Origin of the sequence: Acinetobacter calcoaceticus ANC 3811, from assembly GCF_000399665.1 — a bacterium.
In the GTDB taxonomy this organism is placed as follows: domain Bacteria; phylum Pseudomonadota; class Gammaproteobacteria; order Pseudomonadales; family Moraxellaceae; genus Acinetobacter; species Acinetobacter calcoaceticus_B.
Map to the genome: position 1 here is coordinate 1,428,729 of NZ_KB976986.1, position 18,592 is coordinate 1,447,320.

The 18,592-nt window shown below is 38.2% G+C and carries 16 protein-coding genes; 7 read left to right on the top strand and 9 right to left on the bottom strand.

The window, feature by feature from the left end; all coding sequences use genetic code 11:
• Positions 1-174 precede the first annotated feature (174 nt).
• Positions 175-861, bottom strand: coding sequence for a hydrolase (locus F935_RS08065; protein WP_016138466.1), 687 nt, complete (start codon positions 859-861; stop codon positions 175-177).
• 197 nt (positions 862-1,058) lie between these two features.
• Here F935_RS08065 and F935_RS08070 point away from each other — a divergent pair, with 197 nt between their 5' ends.
• Positions 1,059-1,949, top strand: coding sequence for a LysR family transcriptional regulator (locus tag F935_RS08070; protein WP_016138467.1), 891 nt, complete (start codon positions 1,059-1,061; stop codon positions 1,947-1,949).
• A gap of 91 nt (positions 1,950-2,040) precedes the next feature.
• Here the strand turns inward: F935_RS08070 and tauD are convergent, their stop codons facing one another.
• From tauD to tauA, 4 genes are read right to left on the bottom strand one after another with little or no spacing between them, the layout of a single operon-like run.
• Positions 2,041-2,922 (bottom strand): taurine dioxygenase, encoded by an 882-nt coding sequence (gene tauD / locus F935_RS08075; RefSeq protein WP_016138468.1) that lies wholly within the window; start codon positions 2,920-2,922, stop codon positions 2,041-2,043.
• Between the two features lie 8 nt (positions 2,923-2,930).
• Positions 2,931-3,800, bottom strand: coding sequence for a taurine ABC transporter permease TauC (gene tauC / locus F935_RS08080; protein WP_016138469.1), 870 nt, complete (start codon positions 3,798-3,800; stop codon positions 2,931-2,933).
• Entirely contained in the window at positions 3,797-4,591 is a 795-nt protein-coding gene (locus F935_RS08085) for a taurine ABC transporter ATP-binding protein (protein WP_016138470.1), read from the bottom strand. The genes tauC and F935_RS08085 overlap by 4 nt, the downstream gene beginning before the upstream one ends.
• A gap of 9 nt (positions 4,592-4,600) precedes the next feature.
• Positions 4,601-5,641 (bottom strand): taurine ABC transporter substrate-binding protein, encoded by a 1,041-nt coding sequence (gene tauA / locus F935_RS08090; RefSeq protein WP_016138471.1) that lies wholly within the window; start codon positions 5,639-5,641, stop codon positions 4,601-4,603.
• Between the two features lie 440 nt (positions 5,642-6,081).
• On the opposite strand from tauA, the gene F935_RS08095 reads away from it, so the two are divergent.
• The gene (locus F935_RS08095; protein WP_016138472.1) at positions 6,082-7,266 is read left to right on the top strand and encodes a hypothetical protein; all 1,185 of its coding nucleotides are present in this window, start codon (positions 6,082-6,084) and stop codon (positions 7,264-7,266) included.
• A 61-nt stretch (positions 7,267-7,327) separates the two neighbouring features.
• Here F935_RS08095 and F935_RS08100 read toward each other — a convergent pair whose 3' ends face one another.
• The 4 genes from F935_RS08100 to F935_RS08115 all read right to left on the bottom strand — a co-directional run bounded on the left by F935_RS08100 (position 7,328) and on the right by F935_RS08115 (position 12,791).
• Positions 7,328-8,794 carry an MFS transporter gene (locus tag F935_RS08100; RefSeq protein WP_016138473.1) on the bottom strand — a complete coding sequence of 489 codons (1,467 nt, stop codon included), beginning with the start codon at positions 8,792-8,794 and terminating at the stop codon, positions 7,328-7,330.
• 194 nt (positions 8,795-8,988) lie between these two features.
• Positions 8,989-10,380: an LLM class flavin-dependent oxidoreductase gene (locus F935_RS08105; protein ID WP_016138474.1), complete on the bottom strand. Its 1,392-nt coding sequence runs from the start codon at positions 10,378-10,380 to the stop codon at positions 8,989-8,991.
• 179 nt (positions 10,381-10,559) lie between these two features.
• Positions 10,560-11,855: an acyl-CoA dehydrogenase family protein gene (locus tag F935_RS08110; protein WP_016138475.1), complete on the bottom strand. Its 1,296-nt coding sequence runs from the start codon at positions 11,853-11,855 to the stop codon at positions 10,560-10,562.
• A gap of 117 nt (positions 11,856-11,972) precedes the next feature.
• Entirely contained in the window at positions 11,973-12,791 is an 819-nt protein-coding gene (locus tag F935_RS08115) for a hypothetical protein (RefSeq protein WP_016138476.1), read from the bottom strand.
• A 648-nt stretch (positions 12,792-13,439) separates the two neighbouring features.
• On the opposite strand from F935_RS08115, the gene F935_RS08120 reads away from it, so the two are divergent.
• The 5 genes from F935_RS08120 to F935_RS08135 all read left to right on the top strand — a co-directional run bounded on the left by F935_RS08120 (position 13,440) and on the right by F935_RS08135 (position 18,585).
• Positions 13,440-14,885 (top strand): cytochrome ubiquinol oxidase subunit I, encoded by a 1,446-nt coding sequence (locus F935_RS08120; RefSeq protein ID WP_016138477.1) that lies wholly within the window; start codon positions 13,440-13,442, stop codon positions 14,883-14,885.
• A complete protein-coding gene (cydB, locus tag F935_RS08125) occupies positions 14,878-15,885 on the top strand; it encodes a cytochrome d ubiquinol oxidase subunit II (RefSeq protein WP_016138478.1) in 1,008 nt (335 codons plus the stop codon). The genes F935_RS08120 and cydB overlap by 8 nt, the downstream gene beginning before the upstream one ends.
• A 15-nt stretch (positions 15,886-15,900) precedes the next feature.
• Complete coding sequence (locus F935_RS18335; protein ID WP_080645724.1) at positions 15,901-16,035, top strand: hypothetical protein; 135 nt, start codon at positions 15,901-15,903, stop codon at positions 16,033-16,035.
• Between the two features lie 98 nt (positions 16,036-16,133).
• On the top strand, positions 16,134-17,534 hold the full coding sequence (locus F935_RS08130) for an aminotransferase-like domain-containing protein (protein ID WP_016138480.1): 1,401 nt from the start codon (positions 16,134-16,136) through the stop codon (positions 17,532-17,534).
• 118 nt (positions 17,535-17,652) lie between these two features.
• The gene (locus tag F935_RS08135) at positions 17,653-18,585 is read left to right on the top strand and encodes a LysR family transcriptional regulator (protein WP_016138481.1); all 933 of its coding nucleotides are present in this window, start codon (positions 17,653-17,655) and stop codon (positions 18,583-18,585) included.
• Positions 18,586-18,592 lie beyond the last annotated feature (7 nt).

The following is an 18,592-nucleotide window of genomic DNA, read 5'->3' on the forward strand; positions in this document are numbered from 1 at the left end:
CCAAACCTGAGCTGCCATTAAGGCAGCGCAAGATCTGCAAAACTCGTTCAATTACAATCTTTTCAGATTTTGTCCTGCCTCGAACAGTTGCAGATGGCTTTTCCACTTATCCAATATAGTCAAAAATCGAATAAATCAACTTAAATATAGAAATACCCTTAACTCAACTATTGCTTATTTTGCAGGAACTGGTGCAAGTACTTCGTGTTTTGATGTTGTACGCTCAGGTGCCTTATGTACCATCGTATAGGCATAGTCCACACCCATACCATAAGCACCAGAATGCTCGCGTACAATTGCCATAACTGCATCATACGTATCACGGTGTGCCCAATCACGTTGCCATTCAAGTAATACTTGTTGCCAAGTTACCGGAACAACACCCGCTTGAATCATGCGTTGCATGGCATAGTCATGTGCCTCTTTCGATGTACCACCAGAAGCATCTGCAACCATATAAATTTCATAATCGCCTTCAAGCATGGCGCCAAAAGCAAAGGTGTTATTGCATACTTCAGTCCATAAACCTGAAACAATCACTTTTTTACGATTATTTTTTGCAAGCGAATCACGTACTTTTTGGTCATCCCATGAATTCATTGAAGTACGTTCTAGTAATGGAGCATCTGGAAATACATCTAAAAGTTCTGGATAGGTATGACCAGAGAAGCTTTCAGTTTCAACCGTGGTAATGGTGACAGGAATATTGAATGTTTTAGCTGCTTTTGCTAACCCTAAAGTATTATTTTTTAATACTTGACGATCTATTGACTGTACCCCAAAAGCCATTTGCGGCTGATGATCAATAAAAATAACCTGACAATTCGTTGGTGAAAGTTGTTCTAAAAGTGATTTATTCATGGGTAAACTCCATTATTCCTTATGTGTAATGCATTTAAATTGCTTACTGGTCATTATCAAAACAGATAAAAATGTAAAAGCATAGACACTAAATCAGCACGAATCTGTATGTTGTACGAATACAATAAAATCAATGATTGCTTTTTAATTTTTATAGTTTAATCATACATATATATTTTTTTAACTTTTGCTTATCCATGGATCGATTAGACTGTATTTCCACTTTTGTAAGTGTCGTAGAACATGGGAATTTTAGTAGCGCAGCCAGAGCACTCGATATCTCTCGTGACTTGGTTGCCAAACGTGTTTGCTACCTCGAAAATGACCTAAAAACTACACTGCTAACCCGAACCACAAGACAGATGAACCTCACCTCTTGTGGAGAAAAGTTTTATCAACATAGCAAAGTCATTTTAAGTGAGTTTGAATGGGCTGCCTATGAAATTAGCTATAATCAGCAGTACCCAGAAGGTGAACTCAAGCTCAATACACCAATGTCTTTTAGCAATATTTTTCTTCAAAATATTATTTCAGATTTTATTGAGAAATATCCCAGCATCAAAATTGATCTATTCATGACTGATCAACTACTAGACATGAATAATAATAAATTTGATTTAACCATTCGCGTAGATGGCTCTCCTCCAAACTTAGCAAATAGTAAAATTTTAAATACCTATCAGCGCTATCTATATGCGACACCTGAGTATTTTAATCAGCATGGATTACCAGACTCATTAGAAGAACTTAAAGAACATAAATTTCTGATTTATTATCAGGATAGCCGCCATAAGAAATTAATTTTCCAAAAAGATCAAAAAGAAGTCTCCTTTAATTGCTTCCCTGTAATGACCTGTAATAATGGCGAACTCTTATTAGATATGTGCCTAAAAGATCACGGCATTGTTTTTCTTCCAGAGTTTATTGCTGAGCCTTACTACAAAGAAGGTAAATTACAGAAATGTTTGGAGGACTACACCAGTCAGCCACTTCATTTATATGTGACATGGCCCAATCGTAAAATTTTATCGAAGAAAGTAAAACTATTTATTGATTTTTTGACACATCAAATGATTGCCATGAAATAAGTGATCTGGGCCTTTTCAATAAGAATCGGCCCAGTACTTTTAGTTGTTTGAGTCGTTTTAATCTTCTTTTTTTAAATAAATTATGCTCGGCTTAAACTTCAGCTAACTCTGACTGTTGTTCGTTTTTATAAAATGGCACATCACCGTTAATGGTTGCCCGGTGCATGATGCGATGGGCATCGCCATAATCAAATAATGCTTTATGTTGTGTGCAACGGTTATCCCAAATCGCGATATCACCATCTTGCCACTTCCAACGCAAATGAAACTTTTCTTGGGTCGCATGTTCAAACAATAAATTAAGCAACTGCTCACTTTCTTGTTCAGGTAACTCATTAATACGCGTGGTAAAGCCTTCACTTACAAACAACAGAGGCTCACCTGTAACTGGATGGGTACGCACCACTGGGTGAACCACTGGTGGGTTACGCTTAAATGTTTGCAAAAGCTTTTCACGTTCTTCTTCGTTATGGGCAAAACGTTCAAGTGGAAAAGACTTCCGAATATCGTGTGTTGCAGTTAAGCCACGTAATTTTTGCTGTAACTCAAGCGGAAGCCCTTTAAAAGCTGCTGTATTACTCGACCACAAAGTATCACCGCCCACAGGTGGAATTTTAATGGCTTGCAACACACAACCTAAAGGTGGATTTTTACTAAAAGTCACATCTGTGTGCCAAAGTTCATTGTCACGCAAGTCTTGTTTCCAACTATCGAGCACCATCACTTCAGGTACATCTTCAATTGAAGGATAAATCGGGTGCACATGTAAGCTACCAAAACTACGGGCCAAGTCTGCTTGTGCTTGCGGCGCTAATTGTTGCTTTCGAAAAAAAATGACCTGATGATCAAGCAAAGCCTGCTGAATTTGTTGCGTTGTCTGTTCATTTAACGCATTCAAATCAATATCGTGAATAATTGCGCCAATGTTAGGCTTGATCACTTCAATATTTAAGTTTGCTACTACTGTATTCATCTTCTTTACTACAACTGCTGACCATACCAAGGAGAAAACTGTTTTTGTAACCAACGTAAAAACAGCTCAAAACTAACTGCGACAATCGCAATCACAATAATGCCCAGAATCACCGTATCGGTAATTAAGAACTGTGCTGCCGATTGCACCATAAAACCAATACCACGGTCTGCTGCAACCAATTCTGCTGCAACTAATGTTGACCAGCCCACACCTAAACCAATACGAATACCAGTAATAATATGAGGTAAAGCTGTGGGTAAAATGACATGCCAAAATACTTGTACCTGACTTGCTCCTAGCGACAGTGCAGCACGTTCACGATTAAGCTGATGGCTTAACACACCATGTGCACTACTAATAATGACAGGCGCCAAAATCGAGAAGAAAATCAAAAGTACTTTTGTGGTTTCGCCAATACCGAACCAGATCACCAGTAACGGCAAATAAGCTAACGGTGGAATTGGACGTAATAATTCAACCAAAGGATCTAGAACAGCACGAACCCATTTGTTCAGGCCCATCCATAAACCCATTGGTACACCAATCACCACGGCAGCAATCAAGGCTAAAAACACACGAGAGATACTAGCGGCCAAGTGTTGCCACAAAGTAGCCTTCATAAAGCCTTCTTGGCTAACCGATATAAATTTTTGCCAGACTGCCTGTGGACTCGGTAAAAACAGTTCGGGTACGACATGCAAAGCAGTAATGAGGAACCAAAGCGCAACCACACTTCCCACACTAATTATGCTAACTGCCAAAGTGCGATGCTTCTCAAAAAATGACGATAGAAATGAAGCATTTTCTGTTTGCACATCTGGTTTAAGTTTTAACCCTGCTTTGTCATATTCATAGACGTTATCTTTAGTACTCATGTGGTTAACGCCTCCTTACCGCTTTGTTTTTGTGCCCTTAAACTTTCAAACAGCTGCTCTCTGAGCTGAATAAATTGAGGGTCCGATTTAATCGAACGAATAGACTCGCCCTGACGATATCGATTAGCAAAATCGAGATGTAGAGTTTCTACAATTTTTCCCGGATGCGCTGTCATCAGTACTAACTGATTGCTGAGCAACAATGCTTCTTCAATGTCATGTGTAATTAAAAAGAAGCTTTTATTTTGTTGAATCCATAAATCGAGCACTAACTGCTGCATGTTTTCACGCGTAAAAGCATCTAATGCCGCAAAAGGTTCATCTAATAAAATAAACGGCGCGTGGCTGATCAAAGCTCTGGCAATACCAACACGTTGTTTCATACCACCCGAAAGTTCCCAGATATTGGCTTTTTCAACGTGACTCAAACCTACAATTTTTAAAATTGCGTTCACTTGTGCTTCGATATCCAAGCGCTTTAAACCTTTTAACTGCAAAGCGAAGCCAACATTATCTGCAACATTTAACCAAGGAAGCAGTGCATGATCCTGAAACACGACAGCGCGGGTTACATCTGGACCATTTACCACTTCATGATTTACAAGGACATCTCCTGAACTCGGCTTTTGAAACCCTGCCAAGATATTAAGCAAAGTTGTTTTGCCACAACCTGACTCGCCTAAAATCACGGTTAAAGAACCTTCTTCAATGGTTAGGTTAATGTCTTGTAAAACTGGCTTTTGCTGTTTAGGAAAAGTCAGATGAATATGTTTGGCTTCTAGTACACTCATGACAACTCCTTAAGGCTGCAAAAATGAAGAATTCACGTTGCCTTTATAATCGGCTTTAAGTTGATCGACCTTGCCCTGACCTTTTAAGAACTTAGCTGTATCAAAAATATTTTGCGAAAATTCACCATCTAACGTTTGTTTTTGCTGAGCGTGGTCTAGGTAAATGTTTCCACTTAATAAAAGCGGGATATCTTTTGGATCAGAACCTGTGAGCTGCGCAATTTTTTGCACGTTATCGGCATCTTTAACGTAAGCGGCTGGATCTTGATTATATTTTTCAAGTTGCTCAAGCGTAGTTTTAACAAAAGCTTTTAAGAAATCAGGATTTTTCTCTGCAAAATCTTTACGCACAACCCATAAGTCATAAGTTGGAGCGCCCCATTCACCCACTTGTTTTGAGTCGGTTAAAACCGTACCAGATGCTTTGGCTTTACTTAAAGCAGGTTCCCACACATATGCTGCATCAATATCACCGCGTTCCCAAGCAGCTGAAATTTCAGGTGGACGCAAGTTAATAATTTTTACTTTATCTTCTGGAATGTTCCAATGTTTAAGTGCAGACAAAAGGCTGTAATGCGTGGTTGAAACAAACGGTACAGCAATGGTTTTGCCAATTAAATCTTGAGGAGTTTTAATGCCTGATTTATTACTTACCACTAATGCTTCAGATCCACCAAGTTTTGATGTAATTAAGAATACTTCAATCGGTAAATCACGGCTTGCCGCAGCAGCAAGTGGACTTGAGCCAATATTGCCAAGTACGACATCGCCTGAAGCTAGTGCATTTACAACATCTGAACCTGCATCAAATTTTTTCCATTGAATGTTACGTTGACTATGTTTTTCATATTCCCCATTGGCCTGCGCAACTTTGCTTGGGTCAACCCCTGTTTGATAGGCAATGATGACGGGTTTGCTGTCACCAACTGAAGCACTTGTATTATTGTCTTTTTTATTTTGCCATACGATAAATGCAACAATTGCTACAACCACAATTGCCGTGATAATCAACGGTTTGGTCTTTGTGCTCATAATTTCATGATCTTTCAATAATATAAGCTCATGGTATGCAGCTGGCTTTATAATGAAAAATAAAAAAATATGAGTTGCTTATCTATTTTTAATAAATAACTTTTTCATATAAGTTTTTATCTTTTGGTAAAAAGCAAATATCGAGCAATCTTACAGATTAGCCATAAAATTAAAATACTTATATATCAATAATTAAAAAGGATATTCAAAAAACACATGATGAGAAAAACCTGACACACCCACTCTAATTATTTTATCCTACTCATTTCGTCATTTTTATTTTTGCTTATCGCATCCAGAGTTTTGCATCTAATTAATTTTCATTCTTTTATATAAAGTTCAGATTTTATTATCTTTTTATCTTAAAACTTCTGCAAATATTAAGATTTGGACAAATCTTTTTCTGGTTTATACATGACGCAAATTTAATTTTTATTTTTAAGAGGAGAAAAATTCTTTTGTTTAAACATTCTCAAATTTTGAAAAAAACATTAATTACAACGTCTTTGATTGCATTTAGCCTTTCAAGTCATGCGGCCCTTACCTTTGGTAATACTGAAGAAGGTCAACTTAAAGTGAGTGGTACTGTTCGGGCTAAATATGTTTATGATTTTGACTCTGATCCCACGACCAGTAAATTTTCCTTTAATGACGCGGTATTATGGCTAGATTACAACTCCCCGAAATGGATTGGCCGCCTAGATTATCGGGTTTATGAATATTACGGGCGTTTAGGCGATGCCAATTGGCTTACCGATGCATGGTTGGGTTATAAAATTAATGACAACAGTAAAATTATTGCTGGCTTAAACCCAGTTCCTTTTGGCTTGGGTCGCTTTTGGGGAAATACTTATTATTTAGGGATTGCCAATAGTTCAGGTTGGGAAGATGTACATAACCTTGGGGTGAAATATGATTTCAATGATGGAATCAATGAAGCACAACTCGCATTTTATCCTACCGATGGTGGCACCTATAGAGGTAAAAGCAAAGACTCGAGTCGGTTTAGTATCAACCCTGTCAATGCGGATGACTCTGTACCACAAGGCACCAATACTAAAGAAAAGAACTCCATTGTTGTTCGCGGTGCTCATACCTTTAAAAATGTCTTAGGCCAAGAAAATTTCTCTACCCAACTGGGCGCCTCTGCATGGTACTCCACCATTAAAAATAAACGTTCAGGGCAAGATGGCGATCGCCAAGTCTATTCAGTTTTTAGCAATACCAATTACAATCAATGGAATTTACAGCTTTTGGCTGGTTATCAAGACATTGATAATGCCGACATCCAATATAAAGACCACCTGACTTTGGGCGGTTTTGATTATTCATTTAACTCGGCAACCAAAGGTCAGATTTACTCAGCCGAACTCAGCTATTTATTTCCTCAGCAGTTTGGCCCCATTACCTCTGTTCGTCCTTACCTAAACTATAGTTCTTATCGAAAAGAGCAAGATGGCTTTAAAGACTCCACCCGTTTTATTCCCGGCATTGCCTTTAACTATCAAAAATTGACAGTACAAGCCGAGTTACTGGTGGGTAAACACGATCCATATCTAGGAGACAGTGAAGGCCTTGCGGCTGGTGGAACCAATGATAAATGGAATAAAAAAGCGTTTGTGATTTTTGCTTATTACTTCTAACTCTTAAAACAAAGGCCAACAGATGTTGGCCTTTGTTTTTATCTAGATATCTATTTTTACTCTAGTCGATTACTGGTGAATTATTGAGAGGAAGTTCTGTTTTATCTTCATCGATAACATCGACATCTTGGGCGGTAGGCTCAAACTTAATCAGTAGTCCAATCACAATTAAAGGAATAAACGCAAAGATAGAAATAATCAGGTAAACATCAGTTTTATATCCCGCCATCCAGATCGGTAAAACAAACAAAGCAATTGCTTGAGCAACACCCGTTACTGCACGGTTAAAGCCAACACCAACGCCACGAATCGAAGCAGGATAAGCCATGGTTGGATAAACCATCATTTGTGCCCCAGGCCCAAAACCTTCGGCAAAAAGCCAAAGCCCGAGCATGCCAATTGCGGTGTAGAGTAAAAAGCTATTACCGGGTTCACCAATTAATGCCAATGCAATGAGGGCTATAAACTGGAGTAAAAAGCCTGTAAGCAACACATGACGAGATTTAAATCTGCTAGCAACAAATACGCCTAACAGCCCGCCCGTAAATGCAAATAGCAAATTGAGTCCGAGTGTTGTAGTAATGGTCGTCAAAACATCTGTGTGGAAAAAGCGCGTTAAAATAGAAGGTAAAAAGAAGGCAATGGTCGTGTACTGAAATGCGACCGAAATGTGAATCACAATGGCCACAATCGTTCTTGGCAAATAGGTTTTATTAAATAAAACTGCAAAACCCTCGCGCTTTTTCTTTTCAGCAGTTCTTTCTACTTTTTCAACTGTAGCGACTGCATTAATTGCATAGGATTCTTGTAGAACTTGAGCTGCACCTTTTAAATCGCCTTGGTTTGCAAGCCAGATTGGTGATTCAGTTAAATATTTACCGCGAATAAAAATAATGAGTAACGCTGGCACTGCTCCAAAAATTAAAGATGCTCGCCATAACCAGTTGCTATGCTCAGGTGGCAAAAGAAAGTAAAGCGCCAGAACTAGACCAAAACACACCGAAGAAGCGGCATACCACATTGGGCACCATGCGGCTAAACGCGCTGCCTTATTGCTACTCCCGTTAAATTTAGAAAACTCAGATAAGTATGACATTGCCACAGGCAAATCAATACCGACACTAATTCCCATAATAAATCGGGCTAAAATCAAAACCCAAACATTTGGTGCAAAGCCTGCGACAATTGCCGCAATGACAAACAGCACCATGTCTGCCATGAAGACCCGATAACGGCCAATTTTATCTGTCAGCCAACCACCAATCAGGTTACCAACAATGGTTCCACAAACAATTGCTGAAGCTACCACACCAGTCATTACAGGGCTTAAAGAAAACTCTGAGATGACTTGCTCAATACCAAAGGACAGTGTTGTTAAATCATAGGCATCAATAAACACCCCAATCAGTGCTAACCAAATAACTTTATTCGATTTACCCTTCCCTGCAAATTTGGAAATTAATTGTGAAACATCATCGGGAGATTTAATTTCATAACGATGGTTATGATCGAGTTCTTGTGTGCTCACTTAATAATTCCTGAACTTTAATAACAGAAACAAAATAATAATTATTCACATAATACAAAAACAAATTAATCTGATGTTTTAATCTAAATTATAGAATTATCTTTTCATTATTTACTCAGCAGTAAAACCGATATAAAAAGACAAAATAAAAGCTGGTATTTAACCAGCTATTTATTTAACGGCTTTGCAAAATATTAACTCGCCTCAGCAAGTTTTAACTCTTTTAGATTACGATATTTTGCACCGCGGTGATTTTCAGGCAAATATGGCCCAGCACCAAATAGTTTTTCTCTTAATGTTCCTTGTGCATAAGAGGTTTGATATACCCCACGTTTTTGCAACTCTGGAACAATAAATTCGACCACATCAGCAAAGGTTTGATGAGCCAAAATATAGGCAAGGTTAAAGCCATCGACATCGGTATCTTCAACCCATTGCTGTAAAGCATCAGAAACGGTTTCTGCCGAACCCACTAACACAGGTCCATTACCGCCTAAGCTGTTCCAATTTGCAATTTCTTCAATGGTCCAAACACGTTCTGGATCTGCATTTACATAAGAGTCTAATAAAGATTGAATGGCATTGGTTTGAATATATTCAACTTTATCGGTCGGTTGATATTGTGAAAAATCAACACCAGACCAGCCAGACAGCAATGTTAAAGCGCCATCATAGCTTCCATAGCTTTGATATTCTTTAAACTTAGCCTGTGCTTTTGCATCGGTTTCATCAGTGACAATCGACAAAAGTGCATAAATTTTAACAGAGTACGGGTCGCGGCCTTCTTGAGCCAATTTCTGGCGAATGCCCTGTACCACTTTTTTAGTGGCAATTTTAGACGGCGCTGCTATGAATACACACTCGGCATTTTGACTAGCAAACTTCTGCCCGCGTGAAGATGCGCCTGCTTGGTAGAGTACTGGCGTTCGTTGCGGTGATGGTTCACAAATATGGATACCCGGCACAGTAAAGTATTTACCCTCGTGCTGAATTGGATGCACTTTTCTATGATCTGCAAAGATACCTCTTTCACGATCACGAAGTACCGAACCTTCTTCCCAAGAACCTTCCCAAAGTTTGTAAAGGACTTCTAAATATTCATCAGCAATATCATAACGATTGTCATGATTAACCTGAGTTTTTAGACCCAAGTTTTTCGAACCACTTTCCAAATAAGACGTCACGATATTCCAACCAACTCGCCCTTTGGTTAAATGGTCTAGCGTGCTAATACGTCTAGCAAAAGGATAAGGATGTTCAAAGGAAATAGAGGTCGTGACACCAAAGCCCAAATGCTTTGTGACCGCTGCCATCGCTGGCACAATCTGTAGTGGATCATTGACCGGAACTTGTACTGCACCTGTTAAGGCATGTTCAGCACTTTGATGATAAACGTCATAAATACCAAGCACATCTGCAATAAAAATACCGTCAAAAAAACCACGCTCAAGAATTTGTGCTAAATCTGTCCAATATTCTAAATCTTTATATTCAACAGATCGATCTTGAGGATGTCGCCATAATCCAGGAGATTGGTGAGCAATACAATTCATTTCAAAAGCATTAAAACTAATTTTCTTAGTCATAAAATATCAACCAGCATTTTATTTAATTTTTATACTAAAGCAATTTTTATGTTTTCTTTATAATATAAACCCCAAACAAAATATGATTTTATTCTAATAGGTTTTTATAATTTATTTAAAAAAAAACATAAATAATATTAAGCCGCTAAAAATAGCAGCTTAATATCTAAAACTATAATTTATTGCTTAGCAACATTCCCTATTCGCCATTGATATGGTGGTAATGTGCCATTTACACTAAAATCACCGACAATTCGATTTTTAAATACTCTCGGGTTATGTGAAGATAAAGTCCGTACATTACGCCAGTATCGATCTAGGCCTAAATCTTTGTCTGTTGCAGAAGCACCTAAAGCGTCAAATAAAATTGTAGAAGCATTTAAAATTAGATCGGTAATGACCGTTTGAGACTGTGCACTTTCAAGCTCGGCAAGTGCATTTTGCTCCTCTTCAAGCTGCTCATTATTTTGAAATGCAGCCAAGTAAGCACGTTGTAAGCTTTGTGCGACTTTTTCAACAATGGCCCCTGCACTGTAAGCTGCACCACGGATTTGGCCTACGACTTGTAAAATCTGCGGATCCTGTTTTACAAATTGAGCATTTGCATGCGTGTAGTTTCGAGTACGTTTAGCAACAGCTTGAGAAACTTCATAGGTTGCAGCACGTCCTAGACCTGTAATGATTGCCAGTTGGACCAGTTGATAGTAAGCCGCTGAATATTTAAAGCGGTCATCATCAGGTAAAATTTCAGTTTCATCGACCAATACGTCATGGAAATATGCTGTACCACTTGCGGTGAGTTGCTGACCAAAGCCATTCCAGTCATCAACAATTTCGACACCTTCATCTTCACGGCGTACAACGACTGAACCAGACTCACCCTTTAAGTCAGTTACACCAACATCCACCCAGTCTGCATACAGGCTACCTGTGGTGTAATATTTTTTACCTTTAACGCGAATTTTTCCGTCAGCATCTCGATACAAATGTGTTTCGAACTGATCAATTGACTCTTTCCCACCTTCAGACCATGCACTACCCACCGTTTCACCATTGGCAATTCGGCTAAGCCAACGCTGTTGAAATGCCTTATCTTTACTCACCAACACATCTTCAGTGAAACCAAAATGCACACGCAAAGCTTGCGGTAAGTTTGAATCGGCCTCTGCAAGTTCAATGAGCAATGCAAATAATTCAGGAATGGTTGCATCAAAGCCACCATGAGCTTTGGGAAGTCTTAACCGTGTAAAGCCAATATCTTTGAGCCACTGAAGTTGTTCATAAGGCAAAATATGCTGCTGCTCACGGATTAAAGCCCCTTCTTTAATACGCGCAAAAGTCGGTCTGAAATTTTTTGCCAACTCATCATAACGTTCAGAAGGTCCTTGTCCCCATACCCGAGAAATGATTGAAGCCTGACTAAGTGCAGCATGCGTTAGTGAACCGAGATGATGCTCAAAATTTAAATTTGTCATTTATGTAAAACCAATATTGCTTTGCTTTTACCATAAAATATTTATTTCACATGAAAACGATTATTTTTTTATAACTGTATTCATTCTTTATATAACGCCAGAAAATGCCTGCAAACACTAAGCTAACTCTTTCTTTTGAAGACTATGCTGACTTTGCAATAAGGTTTGCATATATTCTGAATAGACAGATAATTTTTCGAAAATATGCTCTGAATAGAACATATCATCAATTAAATGCGTCATTTGAGGTGTGGTGAAGGTGTCACACAACCCGACAAGTTCTGCATTCATTTGAGCAAATTTCGCACATAATTTCACGTAGGTATCATCTTTATTTTTAAATAATAATTTACGCATTTCCAATTCATTTATATCTTTTAAATCATCATTTATTTTGAGGTTAATCCAATAGATTTTGACTTTTAAGAACTGCTCAAGCTCTTTCAAATGTTCTAAATCAATATCTAAATCAGTGATTAAAAAAACGGTAGAGATATCACTTCGACACAGTGCTTTAATTAAACTTAAATAAATAAATTCAACTTCACTCAGCTCTGCTAACTCTAAATCTATATATATTTTTAAGCTTTCTAGAACGTCATCAATCTTAAAAAGAGCCTTTTTTTCAGCTTGATAATATTTATTAAGAATAGAAAGCACAGGCGCTGTCGCAGGTGTTGTGTAAATGGCTGCTTTATTTAAATTGGCAAATATAAAAGGTGAAAATAGGTAAGCAACACTGCTTTGCTTTAGGTGAATATGAGATTGAATTAAATATACAGTTTGAGATTTAGAAAAGTCTCTGAGAACCTTCGCTCTTAATAAAGTTGCTTCGAAGTTAACATAGGTCTGCTCTAATTGAGCCATTATAGACGCTGGAATAGGCTGATTTTTAATAATTTTATGCAGGACATTGAGTTGAGAAGTAGTAAACATTTTTTAACATCCAAGCTATTTTAGAAGAGCTACACTTAAATCAGGTCTTTAATAACCTACGCAACAACCAGACCTCACACAAAACAACAAGGGAATAAAAAAGAAGTAATTTATCCTGCGCTTATATAAAAACCAAAGTCGCATTGATGTTGTTTATAACGATGATTTTGGCCATTCGTAAATCGTGTTCATTTATTTTGGACTTTAGGTGAATGGATATATAGCTACAGATAATTGAAAAAAAACTATAGCACACCTCACAATTGCTCCAGACTGTTATAGTTTTATAAAAAATTTCTGTATCTAGATATACAAAATTAGCGAGTGCATGATTAAGAAAGCTTCTTAAGGTAGGTAGTTTTCATGAAACGATCTATGGTGCATCGTCAGATATTTCATCAATGTTTCAATGCAACATGCATTTTTACAAATGCAACATCAAGCATAAACTTTGTTAACAGATTGAGAACAATTAATCGTTCTATTCTCTTGAAATATCAAGCAATTATATTACTTCGCCCTGTTGGCATTTTACTTGCTAAGAACATTTATCACAGAAGTAAGTGCAATTGTCAAAATACTTTATTGCCTGAAAATAAGTATTTAACTCATTTAATCATCATCAGCTAGTTCACAGGGGGAAAGTTTATGAGCCTCGGTCTAACCGCTCTAGAATTAGCGCGAATACAATTTGCTTTTACAGTATCCTTCCATATTATTTTTCCGGCCACTTCCATCGGTCTTGCCTGCTTTTTAGCAGTGCTAGAGTGGAAATGGTTAAGAACCCAAAACCCGATTTATAAAGATCTATTTAAATACTGGATTAAGATCTTTGCCGTTGCCTTTGGTATGGGTGTGGTCTCGGGCGTGGTCATGAGTTACCAGTTTGGTACTAACTGGAGTGAATTTTCACGCGTCGCCGGAAGTATTACTGGTCCTTTACTTACCTATGAAGTCTTGAGTGCCTTCTTCTTAGAAGCAGGTTTCTTAGGCATTATGTTATTTGGTTGGGGACGTGTTGGTCCTCGAGCCCATTTCTTCGCAACACTTATGGTGGCCATCGGAACATGTATTTCCATGTTCTGGATTTTATCTTCTAATAGTTGGATGCAGACACCTCAAGGCTTTGCGATCGAAAATGGCATTATTGTGCCAAAAGACTGGTTTGCAATTGTCTTTAACCCATCCTTCCCCTACCGCTTTGCCCATATGGGTGCAGCCGCCTTCTTAGTTTCATCATTATTAGTCGTCGGAACATCTGCATGGCATTTAGTAAAAGGCCGTCGTGATGAATTAGTGAAAAAATCGTTCTCGATGGGTCTCTGGATGGTGCTTGTGACTTCATGTTTGCAAGTAGTGATTGGCGATAATCATGGTTTGAATACTCGTGAACATCAACCTGCCAAACTTGCAGCAATGGAAGGTCACTGGGAAACCAATCACAATGAGCCTATGCCATTATTGCTATTTGCAATTCCAGATATGAAAGAAGAACGTAACCACTTCGAAGTGGGTGTTCCTTATTTGGGTAGCTTAATTTTAACGCATAGCTTAGATGGTCAAGTGACAGGCTTAAAAGATTTCGCACCTGAAGATCGTCCAAATTCAACGATTGTTTTCTGGAGCTTCCGTGTGATGGTGGGTCTTGGTGTACTCATGGTCACCTTGTCTTTAATTGCACTTTGGCTACGTAAAAGCGGAAAACTCTATGAAACTTCTTGGTTCCATAAATTTGCTTTAGTGATGGGACCTTCTGGTTATGTCGCAATGCTTGCAGGTTGGGTAACCACTGAGGTTGGCCGTCAGCCGTGGGTGGTTTACGGCATTATGAGAACTAAAGATGGACTTTCACATACCGTTTCCGCAGAACAAGTCGGACTGAGCCTGTTTATTTTTGTGGTGGTCTATACCATCGTTTTTGGTAGCGGTATTTACTACACCTTAAAATTAATTAACAAAGGCCCATCATTCATTGATACGCCAAATGTTGAAACTGGTGGCGTAGGACACTTTAAAACACCAATGCGTCCACTTAGTGCAGTCGATGAAAATATTGACAGCAAACAAAACTCTGGGGAGAACCGTCATGATTGATCTTTCTTTAATATGGGTCGGTATTATCGGTTTAGGTGTCATGATTTATGTGGTCATGGACGGCTTCGACTTAGGAATCGGGATTATGTTCCCCTTCATTAAGAACAGCCAAGAACGTGACGTGATGATGAATACCGTGGCTCCTGTCTGGGATGGTAATGAAACGTGGATGGTACTCGGCGGTGCCGGTCTATATGCTGCCTTTCCACTGGTCTATTCAACAGTTTTATCAGCACTCTATTTACCGATCATTTTCATGGTGATTGCCCTGATTTTCCGTGGCGTTGCTTTTGAATTCCGTTTCAAAGCCCATCGCACTAAACATCTTTGGGATTTAGCCTTTATCTGGGGTTCAATTTTAACTAGCTTTCTCCAAGGGATTATTTTAGGTGCCTATATCCAAGGGATTAAAACCGAAAATGGTATTTATGCGGGTGGATCACTTGACTGGTTATCTCCATTTACGATCTTTACAGGTATTGGCGTAGTTGCCATGTATGCCACTTTAGGATGTGGATGGCTCATCTTAAAAACTGAAAAAGGCTTGCAGCAACGTATGTATGAGCTCATGCCAAAGCTAATTATTGCGTTGCTCATTATTTTTGGCGGCGTGAGTTTATATACTCCGTTAACTCATCCTGAAATTGCAGATCGCTGGTTCTCTTTACCAAACCTGTTTTATTTTAGCCCTGTGCCTATTTTGGTCTTATTATTTGTCGGCCTGATTTTATCAGCGTGTAAAAAGCAGCAACATGACCTCAAGCCATTTATATATACACTGGCTCTAGTCTTCCTTGCATTTACAGGCTTCGTCATTAGTTTATGGCCATATATTATTCCGCCATCAGTGACTATTTGGCAGGCAGCGGCCCCTCACTCAAGCCAGATGTTTGCTTTGGTTGGCGCACTTATTCTGATTCCGATCATTATTGCTTACACCATTGTGTCTTACTGGGTATTCAGAGACAAAGTTCGTGTAGGTGATGAAGGCTATCACTAAATGTATGGGGGTTTTATGAAAAAGTTATCAGTCAAACTCAATCAAACCCAATGGTTTATTCTGCTATGGCTCGCTGGCTTTTTAGCTTTAGGTGTTATTGCGGGTTTGTTTAAAGTCATATTGATTTATGCCGCCCCTTATTTAAAGTAAATCTATTATTCTCAACAAATGCCGTTTGTAGATTCTGCAAACGGCATTTATTATTGATTAAGTGCATCTTTTATTTTGTCATTTTGGGCAGCCCATACATGTATAAATCTGAACAACTTGCCCATAGTATTCGCCAACTTATTGAAAGTGGCACTTTAAATGCGCATGAAAAATTACCTTCATTAAGAGATCAGGTACAACGCTCTGGTTTTAGCTTAATGACTGTCATGAATGCCTATCAAGAACTTGAATCGCAAGGTCTTATCTATTCAAAAGAAAAATCAGGTTATTTCGTTGCTGAGCAAATTGCTCTTAAACCTTTAGAGCAGTATTCAGTTGTTTCACTTAACTCTAAAATTGAAATTAATTCTTTAGTTTTTAAATATCTTAAATCGATTCAACATGAATCTGTCATACCTTTTGGCTCGGCTTTTCCCGATAGTCAACTTTTATATGCGCCAAAGTTAATTCAGATTATGGGGCAGCTTGCACGTCAAAAAAATAGTTATGACCAAACCACAAGCCTACCTCCGGGTAATTTAGCGTTAAGAAAGCTTATCGCTCAGCGCTACTGTATGCAAGGTATACAGACCGATCCAGATGACATTGTCATTACATCTGGCGGATTAGATGCGCTTAATCTTTCTTTGCAAGCAGTTGCTCAGCCAGGCGATTATATTTTATTACAGCAAAACGTATTTTATGGCGCTTGGCAGGCAGCAGAACGTTTAGGTCTAAAAGTCATTACCATTCCTGAACATCCTCAACATGGCTTTGACCTAGAGGCTTTTGAGCAGGTTATTCACAATTATCCGATTAAAGTATGCTGGCTCATGCTAAATAGCCACAACCCAATTGGTTTTACCGTCAGTGATGACATTAAATATAAAATTGCCAAGTTGCTTCACGAACATCAAATTTATTTGATTGAAGATGATGTCTATGAAGAGCTTTTTTACGGTGGTCAAAAACCACTTTCAATGAAGTATTTTGACCAGCAAAATCTGGTGCTTCACTGCTCGTCTTTTTCTAAAACATTAGGAGCAGGTTTTCGGGTCGGTTGGGTCTATGCGGGTAAATTTTCAGATCATATTCAACACTTGCAGCTCATGAGTACCATTTCAGTGAATGCACTTATTCAAAATGCATTGGTTGAGTTTTTGTCTCATCATCATTATGAAAAGCACTTGCGTACTCTACGACTTTCACTCGAACGTTATAAAAAACAGTTTTATCATTATTTAAAACAAAACCTGCCTGCTTCATGCGAATTGTACTACTACCCAAGTGGTTATTTTCTTTGGGTTAAACTCCCTAGCACGCTAGACAGTATGCGAGTTTATGAAGAGTTGATCCAACAGAATATTGGTGTAGCTCCAAGCCAATTATTTAGTGTTTTACCCTCACAGCAGCATTATTTACGAATCAACTGCTCTTTTGAATGGAACTCTAAAATTCAAGATGCATTAGATCAAATCATTAAAACCATTCAGCAATAAGATAAAGCAGGTTCATCAATCAACTCTTCGACCTAAGCACAATTTTATGGTCTTTATTTTGTGGTAACTTGATCATTCAAATCTATAGTTTTAAGGGAAGCGGGTTCAAGGTATTTATATGGAAATTGATGAAGAACTCACCCTTAAAAAAATACAGATTTTTTTAGCTTTTATGCGCTGTGGTAATTTGTCTAAAACAGCGACAGAAATGGAGCTGAGTAATGTCAGTGTTCATAAAGCCTTACACTCTTTAGAAAGCGCTTTACGTTGTCCTCTTTTTAAAAATGAAGGCCGTAACCTCATTCCTTTAAAAAGTGCGTATGTGTTTGAAGAACGGGCGCAAAAAATCGTACAAGACATTTTTATTACCGTAAATAAAACTAGAGAAGCCGCTGGTTTTGCAGCCAAGGTCTTACATTTAGGTTCTCTTTATTCTTTGACGGTAAATACGATTCCAAATGTGATTAGCGGTCTTAAACTCAGACGTAGTGAGCTTGATATCCAACTGTTGCTGAGTTCAAATCAGGATTTGGTAAAAAAGCTTAAAGCAACGAAACTTGATGCCATTATTGTGGCTTTAAATGAAACCACTCAAGATGATGACTTTGAAATTTTGCCGATGTTTTCAGATGATATTTTTCTGGCAGTCAATAAAGATTCTAAATATACAGAGTTTAAAGATATTGATTTAAGTCTATTAAAAGAAGAGACTTTTTTAACTTTAACTAAGGGCTTTGCCACTCATAATGACAGCGACATCATTTTTAAAAAAGCTGGTTTTTCACCTAAAGTTGCTTTGCAAGTGAATGATATTTTCACCTTAATTAGTATGGTCAGCTCAGGTGTCGGTTTTGCTCTACTACCCGGCCGTATTTCTGCAGTTTATGAAAGTTCAGTAAAACTTATTCCCTTAAAACAGCAATATCACATGCAGCAAGAAATTGGCTTGGTCTTTCTAAAGAGTAAAGAGCGCGATCCAAACTTACTTGCTCTGATTGCTGAATGTCGAATGTTTGCCTCTAATTTCAAAAATAAAAAAGACCGTTGTTAATAGCAAC

Bases quoted from the DNA above. Each gene is read 5' to 3' on its own strand.
- F935_RS08085 (WP_016138470.1), bottom strand. From the start codon at position 4,591: ATGAGTGTACTAGAAGCCAAACATATTCATCTGACTTTTCCTAAACAG.
- F935_RS08065 (WP_016138466.1), bottom strand. From the start codon at position 861: ATGAATAAATCACTTTTAGAACAACTTTCACCAACGAATTGTCAGGTT.
- F935_RS08070 (WP_016138467.1), top strand. From the start codon at position 1,059: ATGGATCGATTAGACTGTATTTCCACTTTTGTAAGTGTCGTAGAACAT.
- F935_RS08135 (WP_016138481.1), top strand. From the start codon at position 17,653: ATGGAAATTGATGAAGAACTCACCCTTAAAAAAATACAGATTTTTTTA.
- F935_RS08105 (WP_016138474.1), bottom strand. From the start codon at position 10,380: ATGACTAAGAAAATTAGTTTTAATGCTTTTGAAATGAATTGTATTGCT.
- tauC (WP_016138469.1), bottom strand. From the start codon at position 3,800: ATGAGTACTAAAGATAACGTCTATGAATATGACAAAGCAGGGTTAAAA.
- tauD (WP_016138468.1), bottom strand. From the start codon at position 2,922: ATGAATACAGTAGTAGCAAACTTAAATATTGAAGTGATCAAGCCTAAC.
- F935_RS08115 (WP_016138476.1), bottom strand. From the start codon at position 12,791: ATGTTTACTACTTCTCAACTCAATGTCCTGCATAAAATTATTAAAAAT.
- F935_RS08120 (WP_016138477.1), top strand. From the start codon at position 13,440: ATGAGCCTCGGTCTAACCGCTCTAGAATTAGCGCGAATACAATTTGCT.
- F935_RS08110 (WP_016138475.1), bottom strand. From the start codon at position 11,855: ATGACAAATTTAAATTTTGAGCATCATCTCGGTTCACTAACGCATGCT.
- F935_RS18335 (WP_080645724.1), top strand. From the start codon at position 15,901: ATGAAAAAGTTATCAGTCAAACTCAATCAAACCCAATGGTTTATTCTG.
- cydB (WP_016138478.1), top strand. From the start codon at position 14,878: ATGATTGATCTTTCTTTAATATGGGTCGGTATTATCGGTTTAGGTGTC.
- F935_RS08130 (WP_016138480.1), top strand. From the start codon at position 16,134: ATGTATAAATCTGAACAACTTGCCCATAGTATTCGCCAACTTATTGAA.